The 13,919-nt window shown below is 54.8% G+C and carries 9 protein-coding genes, 2 tRNA genes and 4 rRNA genes; 2 read left to right on the top strand and 13 right to left on the bottom strand.

From position 1 onward, the window contains the following. Positions 1–21: 21 nt before the first annotated feature. The 8 genes from aceB to ACMGG9_RS21570 form a co-directional block, all read right to left on the bottom strand. Positions 22–1,620, bottom strand: coding sequence for a malate synthase A (gene aceB / locus ACMGG9_RS21535; RefSeq protein ID WP_414161713.1), 1,599 nt, complete (start codon positions 1,618–1,620; stop codon positions 22–24). 374 nt (positions 1,621–1,994) lie between these two features. Beyond that, positions 1,995–2,924 carry a homoserine O-acetyltransferase MetA gene (metA, locus tag ACMGG9_RS21540; RefSeq protein ID WP_197666831.1) on the bottom strand — a complete coding sequence of 310 codons (930 nt, stop codon included), beginning with the start codon at positions 2,922–2,924 and terminating at the stop codon, positions 1,995–1,997. A 381-nt stretch (positions 2,925–3,305) separates the two neighbouring features. Then, a 5S ribosomal RNA gene (gene rrf / locus ACMGG9_RS21545) occupies positions 3,306–3,421 on the bottom strand. A 45-nt stretch (positions 3,422–3,466) separates the two neighbouring features. Further along, positions 3,467–3,542, bottom strand: a tRNA-Thr gene (locus ACMGG9_RS21550). 14 nt (positions 3,543–3,556) lie between these two features. Next, positions 3,557–3,672 (bottom strand): 5S ribosomal RNA (gene rrf / locus ACMGG9_RS21555). A gap of 99 nt (positions 3,673–3,771) precedes the next feature. Continuing rightward, a 23S ribosomal RNA gene (locus tag ACMGG9_RS21560) occupies positions 3,772–6,679 on the bottom strand. Positions 6,680–6,918: 239 nt separating this feature from the next. Beyond that, positions 6,919–6,994, bottom strand: a tRNA-Glu gene (locus ACMGG9_RS21565). Between the two features lie 88 nt (positions 6,995–7,082). Further along, positions 7,083–8,624 (bottom strand): 16S ribosomal RNA (locus ACMGG9_RS21570). Together the 16S, 23S and 5S rRNA genes with 2 tRNA genes alongside form the textbook arrangement of a ribosomal RNA operon. A 507-nt stretch (positions 8,625–9,131) precedes the next feature. On the opposite strand from ACMGG9_RS21570, the gene ACMGG9_RS21575 reads away from it, so the two are divergent. Beyond that, positions 9,132–9,674, top strand: coding sequence for a gamma carbonic anhydrase family protein (locus tag ACMGG9_RS21575; RefSeq protein ID WP_033645236.1), 543 nt, complete (start codon positions 9,132–9,134; stop codon positions 9,672–9,674). Positions 9,675–9,716: 42 nt separating this feature from the next. Here the strand turns inward: ACMGG9_RS21575 and aroE are convergent, their stop codons facing one another. Genes aroE through dprA form a run of 5 tightly spaced genes read right to left on the bottom strand, consistent with a single transcriptional unit; the run spans position 9,717 to position 13,261 of the window. Continuing rightward, entirely contained in the window at positions 9,717–10,535 is an 819-nt protein-coding gene (aroE, locus tag ACMGG9_RS21580) for a shikimate dehydrogenase (protein WP_414161714.1), read from the bottom strand. 11 nt (positions 10,536–10,546) lie between these two features. Continuing rightward, the gene (gene tsaC / locus ACMGG9_RS21585) at positions 10,547–11,116 is read right to left on the bottom strand and encodes an L-threonylcarbamoyladenylate synthase type 1 TsaC (RefSeq protein ID WP_147881185.1); all 570 of its coding nucleotides are present in this window, start codon (positions 11,114–11,116) and stop codon (positions 10,547–10,549) included. A 7-nt stretch (positions 11,117–11,123) separates the two neighbouring features. Next, positions 11,124–11,669, bottom strand: coding sequence for a type I DNA topoisomerase (locus ACMGG9_RS21590; protein WP_019456195.1), 546 nt, complete (start codon positions 11,667–11,669; stop codon positions 11,124–11,126). Positions 11,670–11,694: 25 nt separating this feature from the next. Further along, positions 11,695–12,168 carry a DUF494 family protein Smg gene (gene smg, locus ACMGG9_RS21595; RefSeq protein ID WP_025160381.1) on the bottom strand — a complete coding sequence of 158 codons (474 nt, stop codon included), beginning with the start codon at positions 12,166–12,168 and terminating at the stop codon, positions 11,695–11,697. After that, the gene (dprA, locus tag ACMGG9_RS21600; RefSeq protein ID WP_197762271.1) at positions 12,140–13,261 is read right to left on the bottom strand and encodes a DNA-protecting protein DprA; all 1,122 of its coding nucleotides are present in this window, start codon (positions 13,259–13,261) and stop codon (positions 12,140–12,142) included. The genes smg and dprA overlap by 29 nt, the downstream gene beginning before the upstream one ends. Positions 13,262–13,394: 133 nt before the next feature. On the opposite strand from dprA, the gene def reads away from it, so the two are divergent. After that, the gene (gene def, locus ACMGG9_RS21605) at positions 13,395–13,904 is read left to right on the top strand and encodes a peptide deformylase (RefSeq protein WP_015379260.1); all 510 of its coding nucleotides are present in this window, start codon (positions 13,395–13,397) and stop codon (positions 13,902–13,904) included. The last annotated feature ends 15 nt before the right edge of the window (positions 13,905–13,919 follow it).

Genomic DNA, 13,919 nt, shown 5'->3' on the forward strand with positions numbered 1-13,919 from the left:
TGTAGGGTTGATTGGGAAAGTTCAGGCCAGCAGCTCATAGCCGGGCAACGTCAGGAAATCGATTAATTCATCTTGCGTGGTGATGCGCTCCATCAGGCGCGCCGCCTCTTCGAACCGGCCGGCGTTAAAGCGCGCTTCCCCTACTTCTTCACGCACCACCAACATCTCTTCTTGCAACATCTGGCGGAACAGCGCCTTGGTGACCGGGCGCCCGTCGTTCAGGCTCTTCTCGTGGTGGATCCACTGCCAGATAGACGTACGGGAGATCTCCGCCGTCGCCGCATCTTCCATCAAACCGTAAATCGGCACGCAGCCGTTGCCGGAGATCCAGGCTTCGATGTACTGCACCGCCACGCGGATATTGGCGCGCATCCCCGCTTCGGTGCGTTCGCCGTCGCACGGCTCCAGCAGTTGGGCGGCGCTGATCGGCGCATCCTGCTCACGCAGCACGTCCAGCTGATTTTGACGATCGCCCAATGCGTTGCCGAACACCTCCATCACCGTGTCCGCCAAGCCCGGGTGCGCCACCCAGGTGCCGTCGTGGCCATTGTTGGCCTCCAGCTCTTTGTCCGCCCGCACCTTATTCAGCACCCAGGCGTTTTTCTCGGCGTCTTTGCTCGGGATAAACGCCGCCATGCCGCCCATGGCGAACGCGCCGCGCTTATGACAGGTTTTGATCAACAGGCGCGAATAGGCGCTGAGGAAAGGTTTTTCCATGGTTACCGACTGACGATCCGGCAGCACGCGATCGCCGTGGTTCTTCAGCGTTTTGATGTAGCTGAAGATGTAATCCCAGCGGCCGCAGTTCAGACCGACGATGTGATCGCGCAGGTGATACAGGATCTCGTCCATCTGGAACACCGCCGGCAGAGTTTCGATCAGCACGGTCGCCTTGATGGTGCCGCGCGGCAGATCGAAACGATCCTCGGTAAAGCTGAAGACATCGCTCCACCAGGCCGCTTCCTCCCAGGACTGGGTTTTCGGCAGGTAGAAATACGGGCCGCTGCCCTTGGCCAACAGCTGGCGATAGTTGTGGTAGAAGTACAGCGCGAAATCGAACAGGCCGCCGGGGATGGCTTCATCACGCCACAGCACGTGCTTCTCCGGCAGATGCAGACCGCGTACGCGAGCGATCAATACCGCCGGGGTCGGTTTCAGCTGGTAGATTTTGCCGGCTTCATTGGTGTAGGAGATGGTGCCGTTAACCGCATCGTGCAGGTTGATTTGACCGTCGATGACTTTGTCCCAGCTTGGCGCCAGCGAGTCTTCGAAGTCCGCCATAAACACTTTTACGTTGGCGTTCAACGCATTGATCACCATCTTGCGCTCGACCGGCCCGGTGATCTCTACCCGGCGATCGCGCAGGTCTTGCGGAATGCCGCGGATCTGCCAATTGCCTTCACGAATGGAATTGGTTTCCGAAATAAACCCAGGCAATTCGCCGCGATCGATATTTTGTTGCCAGCGGGCACGCGCCGCCAACAGCTCATTGCGACGCGGCGTGAATTTCCCCACCAGTTCCGCCAGAAATTCAACCGCTTCATCCGTTAACACCTGGCGCTCCGCAGCGGCGAAACCCTGCGTAAACCTTAACTCCGTGCCTGCTATCTGTTGCGTCATGACCTTGCTCCTTCCCATCGTTGCGCCCGAGCGACCGGCGCATTTTCATCAGAAATCACTGTGGATCAGGGCGGATGGAACGATCCTAAACTGGTCAGATCTCATCCCGATAGCGTTAAGAATACCCAACAAAAAATAAAAATCAAAAACCATTTCCATTTTATTATTAAATATTTTATTAACACTTTATTATCAATTGGTTAGGATAAATAACACGGTCAACAGGTAAGGAAATCGGTTCCAATAGAATTGCAAAGACGGACTAACGCGTTGTTAGGCAATGGTTTTTTGGGAGAATTGACGAGTAAAAAGAAGATCGTGCAGAGGGTGAGCAGTGCGGCGGCCTCGATTCAGCCGCCGGCAGGCAGAAAATATCAGTCGAGAGTCGGATTCATATGGCGCAGATCGTAAGGCGTGATCTGGTAGACGTAATAATTGAGCCAATTGGAAAACAGGAGGTGGCCATGGCTGCGCCAGGTGGCTTTCGGTGTCAGTGCGGGGTTGTCATCGGGGAAATAGTTGAGCGGTACGGCAGGATCGAGGCCGGCATCGTTGTCGCGACAATACTCTCCCGCCAGCGTCATTGTATCGTATTCCGGATGGCCGGTGACGAACGCCAGGCGCTTATCCCTGCTGGCGAACAGGTAGGCGCCAGCCTGCTCGGATTCGGCCAGGATGTCCAGGTCGGTATATTGGCGAATCACCTCGGTCGGGAAATCGGCATAGCGTGAATGCGGCGCCAGAAAGCTTTCGTCGAAGCCGCGCGTCAGCAACGCATGCTGCTGCAGCGTTTGGTGCGGATAAACCCCGGAGAGCTTCACTTCGCGCGTCATCTTGGGAATGCCGTACAGAATATTCAACGCCGCCTGTACCGCCCAGCACACGAACAGCGTGGAGGTAACGTGATGCTTGGCCCAGTCGATCACCCGTTCGATCTGCGGCCAGTAGGCAACGTCGCAGAAATCGACCAGCCCCAGCGGCGCGCCGGTGACGATCAGGCCATCGAAGTTCTCGTTCTGAATATCCTCGAAGTCGCAGTAGAAGTTGTTCAGATGCTCCGCCGGCGTATTCTTCGACTCGCGGCTGTCGATGCGCAGCAACTGGATATCAATCTGCAGCGGCGAGTTGGAAAGCAGGCGCAAAAACTGGTTTTCCGTTTCGATCTTCTTTGGCATCAGGTTGAGGATCAGCACTTTCAGCGGCCTGATTTCCTGTGTTTTTGCCCGCGAGGATGTCATCACGAAGACATTCTCACCGCGCAAGAAATTGACCGCAGGTAACTCATCAGGAACACGAATCGGCATTGCTTAACCCTCACACATCCATTTATACGTTTAGACTTCTAGATGCCCGAAGATAGCGTTTTTTTCCGTCGATGTCGAGCGTTCAGCGGAAAGGTGAAAATGTTTCATTGAGCAAACTGCGTCAGGATCTTGGCAGGGAGGATGAGAGGCACGGAAAGCAAAAAGGCCATCCTTTCGGATGGCCTCTTGGCTTATTTGATGCTTGGCAGTGTCCTACAGTATTCGTCTCATCCTGAGACTCTCCCCTGCGGGGCCGCCGCAAGCGGCGTTAAGGCCCGTTCCCGACGGGCCTTTCGCATGCCCATGCTCGAGCAGAACGCCAGATAACAGACAAAACAAAAAGCCCCATGCTTTCGCATGAGGCTTGTTGTTTTATTTGATGCTTGGCAGTGTCCTACTCTCGCATGGGGAGACCCCACACTACCATCGGCGCTACGGCGTTTCACTTCTGAGTTCGGCATGGGGTCAGGTGGGACCACCGCGCTATTGCCGCCAAGCAAATTCTTTTTTCTGCCGAACTTCTAAACCCACTTTAAATAAAGTGGTGCTGATACCCAGAGTCGAACTGGGGACCTCACCCTTACCAAGGGTGCGCTCTACCAACTGAGCCATATCAGCACGCTTAATTTGATGCCTGGCAGTGTCCTACTCTCGCATGGGGAGGCCCCACACTACCATCGGCGCTACGGCGTTTCACTTCTGAGTTCGGCATGGGGTCAGGTGGGACCACCGCGCTATTGCCGCCAGGCAAATTCTGTTTCATTCCAACCGCCTCACTTCCATGAAGCCATCAGAACCAATCTTGGAACGTCGCTGAAAATCTCTCTAAAAACACCTTCGGTGTTGTAAGGTTAAGCCTCACGGATCATTAGTACTGGTTAGCTCAATGCATCGCTGCACTTACACACCCAGCCTATCAACGTCTTAGTCTTAAACGTTCCTTCAGGGGCCTTGAAGGCCCAGGGAAGACTCATCTTGAGGCAAGTTTCGCGCTTAGATGCTTTCAGCGCTTATCTTTTCCGCACTTAGCTACCGGGCAATGCCATTGGCATGACAACCCGAACACCAGTGGTGCGTTCACTCCGGTCCTCTCGTACTAGGAGCAACCCCTCTCAATCTTCCAACGCCCACGGCAGATAGGGACCGAACTGTCTCACGACGTTCTAAACCCAGCTCGCGTACCACTTTAAATGGCGAACAGCCATACCCTTGGGACCTACTTCAGCCCCAGGATGTGATGAGCCGACATCGAGGTGCCAAACACCGCCGTCGATATGAACTCTTGGGCGGTATCAGCCTGTTATCCCCGGAGTACCTTTTATCCGTTGAGCGATGGCCCTTCCATTCAGAACCACCGGATCACTAAGACCTACTTTCGTACCTGCTCGAGCCGTCACTCTCGCAGTCAAGCTAGCTTATGCCTTTGCACTAACCTCACGATGTCCGACCGTGATTAGCTAACCTTCGTGCTCCTCCGTTACTCTTTGGGAGGAGACCGCCCCAGTCAAACTACCCACCAGACACTGTCCTCACCCCGGATCACGGGGCCGAGTTAGAACATCAAACATTAAAGGGTGGTATTTCAAGGATGGCTCCACGCAGACTGGCGTCCACGCTTCAAAGCCTCCCACCTATCCTACACATCAAGGCTCAATGTTCAGTGTCAAGCTATAGTAAAGGTTCACGGGGTCTTTCCGTCTTGCCGCGGGTACACTGCATCTTCACAGCGAGTTCAATTTCACTGAGTCTCGGGTGGAGACAGCCTGGCCATCATTACGCCATTCGTGCAGGTCGGAACTTACCCGACAAGGAATTTCGCTACCTTAGGACCGTTATAGTTACGGCCGCCGTTTACTGGGGCTTCGATCAAGAGCTTCGCCTTGCGGCTGACCCCATCAATTAACCTTCCAGCACCGGGCAGGCGTCACACCGTATACGTCCACTTTCGTGTTTGCACAGTGCTGTGTTTTTATTAAACAGTTGCAGCCAGCTGGTATCTTCGACTGGCTTCAGCTCCATCCGCAAGGGACTTCACCTACATGCCAGCGTGCCTTCTCCCGAAGTTACGGCACCATTTTGCCTAGTTCCTTCACCCGAGTTCTCTCAAGCGCCTTGGTATTCTCTACCTGACCACCTGTGTCGGTTTGGGGTACGATTTAATGTTACCTGGAGCTTAGAGGATTTTCCTGGAAGCAGGGCATCAACTACTTCTGCACCGTAGTGCATCGTCATCACGCCTCAGGGTTAATATGCAACCGGATTTACCAGGTCACACCCCCTACACGCTTAAACCGGGACAACCGTCGCCCGGCTAGCCTAGCCTTCTCCGTCCCCCCTTCGCAGTAACACCAAGTACAGGAATATTAACCTGTTTCCCATCGACTACGCTTTTCAGCCTCGCCTTAGGGGTCGACTCACCCTGCCCCGATTAACGTTGGACAGGAACCCTTGGTCTTCCGGCGAGCGGGCTTTTCACCCGCTTTATCGTTACTTATGTCAGCATTCGCACTTCTGATACCTCCAGCAACCCTCACAGGCCACCTTCAACGGCTTACAGAACGCTCCCCTACCCAACAACGCCTAAGCGTCGCTGCCGCAGCTTCGGTGCATGGTTTAGCCCCGTTACATCTTCCGCGCAGGCCGACTCGACCAGTGAGCTATTACGCTTTCTTTAAATGATGGCTGCTTCTAAGCCAACATCCTGGCTGTCTATGCCTTCCCACATCGTTTCCCACTTAACCATGACTTTGGGACCTTAGCTGGCGGTCTGGGTTGTTTCCCTCTTCACGACGGACGTTAGCACCCGCCGTGTGTCTCCCGTGATAACATTCTTCGGTATTCGGAGTTTGCATCGGTTTGGTAAGCCGGGATGGCCCCCTAGCCGAAACAGTGCTCTACCCCCGAAGATGAGTTCACGAGGCGCTACCTAAATAGCTTTCGGGGAGAACCAGCTATCTCCCGGTTTGATTGGCCTTTCACCCCCAGCCACAAGTCATCCGCTAATTTTTCAACATTAGTCGGTTCGGTCCTCCAGTTAGTGTTACCCAACCTTCAACCTGCCCATGGCTAGATCACCGGGTTTCGGGTCTATACCTTGCAACTAATCGCCCAGTTAAGACTCGGTTTCCCTACGGCTCCCCTATACGGTTAACCTTGCTACAAAATATAAGTCGCTGACCCATTATACAAAAGGTACGCAGTCACACCACGAAGGTGCTCCCACTGCTTGTACGTACACGGTTTCAGGTTCTATTTCACTCCCCTCGCCGGGGTTCTTTTCGCCTTTCCCTCACGGTACTGGTTCACTATCGGTCAGTCAGGAGTATTTAGCCTTGGAGGATGGTCCCCCCATATTCAGACAGGATGTCACGTGTCCCGCCCTACTCATCGAACTCACGACCTGTGCATTTTAGTGTACGGGGCTATCACCCTTTGCTGCGCGACTTTCCAGACGCTTCCACTAACACACAAGCCGATTCAGGTTCTGGGCTCCTCCCCGTTCGCTCGCCGCTACTGGGGGAATCTCGGTTGATTTCTTTTCCTCGGGGTACTTAGATGTTTCAGTTCCCCCGGTTCGCCTCATGCCACTATGTATTCATGACATGATAGTGTGTCGAAACACACTGGGTTTCCCCATTCGGGTATCGCCGGTTGTAACGGTTCATATCACCTTACCGACGCTTTTCGCAGATTAGCACGCCCTTCATCGCCTCTGACTGCCTAGGCATCCACCGTGTACGCTTAGTCACTTAACCTCACAACCCGAAGATGTTTCCATCGTTCGCGCTGCAAACATTTGAGAGACTCTATGACAGGTTACTCTTTATCCCAGTACATCTACGGAGGGATAAATTTCAGCCGTCATGTTTCAATTTTCAGCTTGTTCCAGATTGTTAAAGAGCAATATCTTAAACATGACTCGGAAGTCATCTTTAAGATATGGTGTATCGTCAGATACTTGAGACCGCCGCTTTCACCGGGTGGGTCGGAAGCTTGGCGTCCCCTAGGGGATTCGAACCCCTGTTACCGCCGTGAAAGGGCGGTGTCCTAGGCCTCTAGACGAAGGGGACACGACACCGTACTTTTATGACGCTTTTGCTCGTTACTTTTTCATCAGACAATCTGTGTGAGCACGCCACGCGAACTAATATCTTTAGGTAAGGAGGTGATCCAACCGCAGGTTCCCCTACGGTTACCTTGTTACGACTTCACCCCAGTCATGAATCACAAAGTGGTAAGCGCCCTCCCGAAGGTTAAGCTACCTACTTCTTTTGCAACCCACTCCCATGGTGTGACGGGCGGTGTGTACAAGGCCCGGGAACGTATTCACCGTAGCATTCTGATCTACGATTACTAGCGATTCCGACTTCATGGAGTCGAGTTGCAGACTCCAATCCGGACTACGACGTACTTTATGAGGTCCGCTTGCTCTCGCGAGGTCGCTTCTCTTTGTATACGCCATTGTAGCACGTGTGTAGCCCTACTCGTAAGGGCCATGATGACTTGACGTCATCCCCACCTTCCTCCAGTTTATCACTGGCAGTCTCCTTTGAGTTCCCGGCCGAACCGCTGGCAACAAAGGATAAGGGTTGCGCTCGTTGCGGGACTTAACCCAACATTTCACAACACGAGCTGACGACAGCCATGCAGCACCTGTCTCAGAGTTCCCGAAGGCACCAAAGCATCTCTGCTAAGTTCTCTGGATGTCAAGAGTAGGTAAGGTTCTTCGCGTTGCATCGAATTAAACCACATGCTCCACCGCTTGTGCGGGCCCCCGTCAATTCATTTGAGTTTTAACCTTGCGGCCGTACTCCCCAGGCGGTCGATTTAACGCGTTAGCTCCGGAAGCCACGCCTCAAGGGCACAACCTCCAAATCGACATCGTTTACAGCGTGGACTACCAGGGTATCTAATCCTGTTTGCTCCCCACGCTTTCGCACCTGAGCGTCAGTCTTCGTCCAGGGGGCCGCCTTCGCCACCGGTATTCCTCCAGATCTCTACGCATTTCACCGCTACACCTGGAATTCTACCCCCCTCTACGAGACTCTAGCTTGCCAGTTTCAAATGCAGTTCCCAGGTTGAGCCCGGGGATTTCACATCTGACTTAACAAACCGCCTGCGTGCGCTTTACGCCCAGTAATTCCGATTAACGCTTGCACCCTCCGTATTACCGCGGCTGCTGGCACGGAGTTAGCCGGTGCTTCTTCTGCGAGTAACGTCAATTGATGAGCGTATTAAGCTCACCACCTTCCTCCTCGCTGAAAGTGCTTTACAACCCGAAGGCCTTCTTCACACACGCGGCATGGCTGCATCAGGCTTGCGCCCATTGTGCAATATTCCCCACTGCTGCCTCCCGTAGGAGTCTGGACCGTGTCTCAGTTCCAGTGTGGCTGGTCATCCTCTCAGACCAGCTAGGGATCGTCGCCTAGGTGAGCCATTACCCCACCTACTAGCTAATCCCATCTGGGCACATCTGATGGCAAGAGGCCCGAAGGTCCCCCTCTTTGGTCTTGCGACGTTATGCGGTATTAGCTACCGTTTCCAGTAGTTATCCCCCTCCATCAGGCAGTTTCCCAGACATTACTCACCCGTCCGCCGCTCGTCACCCGGGGAGCAAGCTCCCCTGTGCTACCGCTCGACTTGCATGTGTTAAGCCTGCCGCCAGCGTTCAATCTGAGCCATGATCAAACTCTTCAATTAAAAGCTTGATGTGCTTCCACTCGAGAAGCGGTGCTCAAAGATTTACTGCATGAATTTTACTTCAGTTAGTCACTCTTCAAGACTTGATATTTTTTTGCATCCGAAGATGCTGGATATCGTCTTGTGGAGTGCCCACACAGATTGTCTGATAAATTGTTAAAGAGCAGTGAGTTAGGCGCTTTCGCTTGCTAACTCGAGGTGGCGTATATTACGCTTTCCTCTTTCAGAGTCAACCCTAATTTTCAGGATTTTTTCTCTTTCTTCCCGGCCGCTGTGTGAAGTGAATCACTTGCGCCGTGTCGATGGAGGCGCATTATAGGGATCCGAGTTTTTTGCACAACCCCTTTTTTGATCTTTTCTTTCTGTTTGCACACTTTTCAGCCCTTCCGAGTGGATCTTGTGCGATCAGGGCCATTTTCCGCAGGATCCGGCGCTGCGATTGGTTGTAATTCCATCGCCAGAGTCTAGTATTGCCGGTAAATATGATCCCGACGTGAGGCAAGCACCATGTCCGATGCAGTACGTTCTTATCTTCAATACACCCCCAAACTCGGTCAGCGCGTCTTGATCGATCCTTCCAGCGTCGTCATCGGCGACGTCGATCTGGCGGATGACGTCAGCATCTGGCCGCTGGTCGCCATTCGGGGCGACGTCAATGCGGTAAAGATCGGCGCGCGCAGCAATATACAGGACGGCAGCGTACTGCATGTGACTCACCGCTCCGAACATAACCCCGACGGTTATCCCCTGTTGATTGGAGAAGACGTGACCGTAGGCCATAAAGCGATGCTGCACGGCTGCGCCATCGGCAACCGGGTGCTGGTCGGTATGGGATCGATCCTGCTGGACGGTGTAGTAGTAGAAGACGACGTGATGATTGGTGCCGGCAGTTTAGTGCCGCCGGGCAAACGCCTGGTCAGCGGCTATCTCTATATGGGCAGCCCGGCACGCCAGGTTAGGCCGTTGACCGCCGCCGAGTTGGAAGGATTGCTTTATTCTTCGAACAACTATGTACGCTGGAAAGATGAGTACCTGTCGGAAGACATCTGACGGGAACCCCGTTCTCTATAAATAAAGAGAACGGGGCAGGATTTATGCCGCCAGTTCGCTGCGCAACTGGCGCAATACCGGCTCGATCTGTGGCATCACTCCATGCCAAAGCAGGAAAGCATGCGCCGCCTGCCCCACCAGCATGCCCAACCCATCGGCATATTCCGTTGCCCCCTGCTGCTGCGCCCAGGCCAGGAATGGCGTAGTGCCCTGCTGATAGAACATGTCATAGCAACGAGTGTGCGCATTAACTACGCCCGCCGGCAACGCCGGGATCTCTCCGCTGATGCCGGACGCCGTCGCATTGATCACCAGTTCGAACGCTTGCTGATCCAATTGATCCATCGGCGCCGCCGAGATCTCCCCCAGATGCCGAAAAGCGTCTGCCAACGCCTGGGCTCGGCTGAAGGTGCGGTTGGTGATCGTTAGCCGACAGCCGAAAGACAGCAGCGGCAGGATCACGCCGCGCGCTGCGCCGCCGGCGCCCATCAGCAGGATGCGATCCTGCGGCCGGATCAATTGCTGACGCTGTAGATCGGTCAGCAACCCGATGCCGTCGGTGTTATCCCCCAACAGCTCGCTATTCGGTAATACCTTCAGGGTGTTGACCGCACCGGCCATCGCTGCGCGCTCGCTCAGCTCAGAAGCGGCCGAATAAGCACGCTCCTTGAAGGGCACCGTGACGTTCGCCCCCAGCCCTCCGGCGCGGATAAACGCCTGCAGGCTGGTTTCAAAACCGTCTAACGGCGCCAACACCGTCCCATAAGGATGCTCAATGCCGGTCTGGGCAGCAAACAGCGCATGAATTCGCGGCGACTTGCTGTGGCCGATAGGGTTGCCAAATACCGCAAACTTCTCCATGCCCATTACCTCTAGCCCTGACGGATCTGTTCGCCGGTCAGAACGTCTCTGATTTCGGAAGGATTAAGACGGCCACCCACCTTGCCGCGCAATACCGGGAAAGCTTCGCCGAACTGCCGCGTAACCTCATCCGCACTGCGGCATGGCTCCAGCCCACTGAGATTGGCGCTGGTCGACACCAGCGGCTTGCCATACTGCCGGCACAGCTGCTGCACCAACGGATGATCGCTGACGCGCACCGCCAGCGAGCTGAAGCGTCCGGTCAGCAAACGCGGCGTCCCCGGCCTAGCGGGCAAAACCCAGGTTACCGGCCCTGGCCAGCTGGCAAACATCGTCGTGCGCTGCTGTTCGCTGAGCGCACTGTCGTCGATATAAGGTTTAAGCTGTGCATAGTCGGCGGCGATCAAAATCAGCCCCTTTTCCCACGGCCGCTGTTTCAGCGCCAGCAATGCATTGACCGCCTGCTCGCTGTCGGGATCGCAACCCAGGCCGAATACGGCTTCTGTGGGATACGCAATCACCTGCTGTTGATGCAAAGCATCGATGATAGATAAAAGGTTCGGGCTTAATTCTGAGTTCATGATGTGATTATTCTGTAGTCGCGACGGGTTTTCCGCACAGCTTGCTGGCACAGCACAGGACGGGGCCTTTTGCCGTGCGCTTTTCCATCAGCAGCGGATAATGGCAATAGGCGCACTCACCGGCGACAGGTTTAACATTGAGGGCAAACTGGCATTCCGGGTAACGATCGCAGGAATGAAAAACTTTGCCGTAACGCGACTTGCGCTGCAGCAGTTTGCCTTGGCCGCACTGCGGACAGGTAATGGCGGTTTCGTCAGGCTTATCGATCACTTCAGTGTGATCGCACTGCGGATAATCGCTGCAGCCGATAAACATGCCATAGCGCCCCTGGCGCAGCACCAACGTCGCCTGACATTTCGGGCACTGTTGCCCATCCAAGACCTTAACGATATGTCCATCGGCCTGCGCTTTCAGCGGCCGAATATATTGGCATTCAGGGTACTGGGAACAGCCGAGGAAGGGGCCGTGGCGACCGCTACGGATCACCAGTTCGGCCCCGCATTCCGGACAGGGTTCATTTTGCCTGGCGGCAAAAATCGCGTTTTTTGTCATAACGTCTTCTATGCGCGTTATCGGCTCAATGCAGATAACCTTCGTTCACTTCAAACAACAGTTCTTCCATTTGCTGATAGGCGCTTTCATATCCGGGGATATTAAACAGCACCATCAACACGACCCATTTCAGATCTTCGAGATCGAATTCCGCATTATCCAAAGCCATAACGCGGTCGATAACCATTTCACGGGTTTCGAGGTTCAATACCTGAATCTGTTCCAGGAACAGGAGAAAACCACGGCAGCCGGCGTCCAGACGTGCACCTTCTTCTTCGGTGTAGATCCGCATTGCCAGCGGATCGGCATCCATAAAGTAAGGGGCATTTTGACCCTCTTGCAGGTCAGCCAACTTCTCAAGCCAATTCAACGCGTTGTAGATATCATCCCGATGAAACCCCGCCTGAGCGAGATCATCGGTCAGTTGATCCTGATCGACGCGCATCTCTGGTTCATTGTGGATATAAGTTTCAAACAAGTACATGAGTACGTCGAACATGGCTTGCCCTCCTTATTCGGACATAGCCGCCGGGTACAGCTGCGATCCACCCTGCTAACTCCAGCTCGAGTAACTTGATTACCACCACTGGCACAGGTTGGCCGGCACGTTCAGCGACGACGTCAACAGGTGTCACCTCATCTCCTACGTTAGCCAACACATCGCCAAATGGCAATTCAACTTCAGCCTGCGACGCACAAATAGTTGTATTTTCGTTCAGTGACAGCCATTGAAGGCCGCTTCCCAGCAATTCGGCGATATCTTTCGGCCCGGTGACCAGATGCGCGCCCTGCTGGATTAACCAATGCGTCCCCTCACTCATCGGGTTTCCTAATGGCCCAGGCAAGGCGAACACCTCACGCCCCTGCTCCAACGCGTAGCGAGCCGTCACCAGGGTACCGCTGCGCAGCGAAGCTTCTATGACCAGAACCCCCAGGCTGAGCCCGCTGATAATGCGATTACGGCGTGGGAAATGGTCGGCCAGAGGCAAATCGGTGACTAAATGATCTGAAATCACGGCGCCGCCCTGCTCGACTATCTGCTCCGCGAGCCGGCGGTGCCGGCGCGGATAGATATTGCCCAGCCCGCTGCCCAACACCGCAATCGTGCAGCCATCGGCCGCCAGCGCCGCACGATGGCAAATGCCGTCGATGCCGATCGCCAAACCGCTGGTGATGGTGAAACCGCAACGCGCCAACTCCTCGGCGAAATGGTTCGCCCAACGCTCGCCGTAATGGCTGAACTGCCGGCTGCCGACCATAGCGAGCTGAGGTTGCAACAGCACCCGAGGATCGCCCTTGATCAGCAGAAACAGCGGCGCGTCGTCGATCTGAGCCAGGTTTTCAGGATAGCCGGACGCCCCATAGTTCAGCATACGGTGCGCCGGCTCCTCCAGCCAACGCAGGGTGGCCGCCAGATAGACGGGATCCACTCGGTTGAACTGTGCCTGCTGCCGTTCGTTCAATCCCAGCTCATGCAACACGCGGCGAGGCTCGCCACTCATTTGCGATAACTGTCGCACGAGCCGACTGGCCACGACGGTCTGTAGCCCCGTGACTCCCCGCATCCGTAAAGCGATCTCTTCCGGCCGCATCGTCTGTTCCCTCAGCAAAAACGGTGGTATTGCCAATCTGAGCAATTGGTGCGCAATGCTGTCAATCAGGTCGGGAAATGTCTAGAATAGAGGTTAAACCTCGTTCATTACTCGGATACAGATCTAAAGATATATGTCAGTCTTGCAGGTATTACATTTCCCAGACGAGCGTCTGCGCAAAGTCGCAGCGCCGGTAAAAGAAGTCAATGCAGATATCCAGCGCATCGTGGATGATATGTTTGAAACCATGTACGCAGAGGAAGGCATTGGCCTGGCTGCGACTCAGGTGGATATCCATCAGCGCATTATCGTGATCGACGTCTCCGAGAATCGCGATCAGCGCCTGGTGCTGATCAACCCGGAGCTGCTGGAAAAAAGCGGCGAAACCGGCATCGAGGAAGGCTGTCTTTCCATTCCCGAGCAGCGTGCGCTGGTGCCGCGCGCCGCGCAGGTGAAGATCCGCGCGCTGGATCGCGAAGGCAAACCTTTCGAGCTGGAAGCGGACGATCTGCTGGCGATCTGCATCCAGCACGAGATGGATCACCTGATGGGTAAACTGTTCGTCGATTACCTGTCGCCGCTCAAGCGTCAGCGCATTCGTCAGAAACTGGAAAAAATGGCCAAGCTTCAAGCCCGCGCCTAACCGATCAGGAAATCA

Origin of the sequence: Serratia sp. BNK-10 (assembly GCF_047456065.1) — a bacterium.
GTDB lineage: Bacteria > Pseudomonadota > Gammaproteobacteria > Enterobacterales > Enterobacteriaceae > Serratia > Serratia ureilytica.

Bases quoted from the DNA above. Each gene is read 5' to 3' on its own strand.
- aceB (WP_414161713.1), bottom strand. From the start codon at position 1,620: ATGACGCAACAGATAGCAGGCACGGAGTTAAGGTTTACGCAGGGTTTC.
- metA (WP_197666831.1), bottom strand. From the start codon at position 2,924: ATGCCGATTCGTGTTCCTGATGAGTTACCTGCGGTCAATTTCTTGCGC.
- ACMGG9_RS21575 (WP_033645236.1), top strand. From the start codon at position 9,132: ATGTCCGATGCAGTACGTTCTTATCTTCAATACACCCCCAAACTCGGT.
- aroE (WP_414161714.1), bottom strand. From the start codon at position 10,535: ATGGAGAAGTTTGCGGTATTTGGCAACCCTATCGGCCACAGCAAGTCG.
- tsaC (WP_147881185.1), bottom strand. From the start codon at position 11,116: ATGAACTCAGAATTAAGCCCGAACCTTTTATCTATCATCGATGCTTTG.
- ACMGG9_RS21590 (WP_019456195.1), bottom strand. From the start codon at position 11,669: ATGACAAAAAACGCGATTTTTGCCGCCAGGCAAAATGAACCCTGTCCG.
- smg (WP_025160381.1), bottom strand. From the start codon at position 12,168: ATGTTCGACGTACTCATGTACTTGTTTGAAACTTATATCCACAATGAA.
- dprA (WP_197762271.1), bottom strand. From the start codon at position 13,261: ATGCGGCCGGAAGAGATCGCTTTACGGATGCGGGGAGTCACGGGGCTA.
- def (WP_015379260.1), top strand. From the start codon at position 13,395: ATGTCAGTCTTGCAGGTATTACATTTCCCAGACGAGCGTCTGCGCAAA.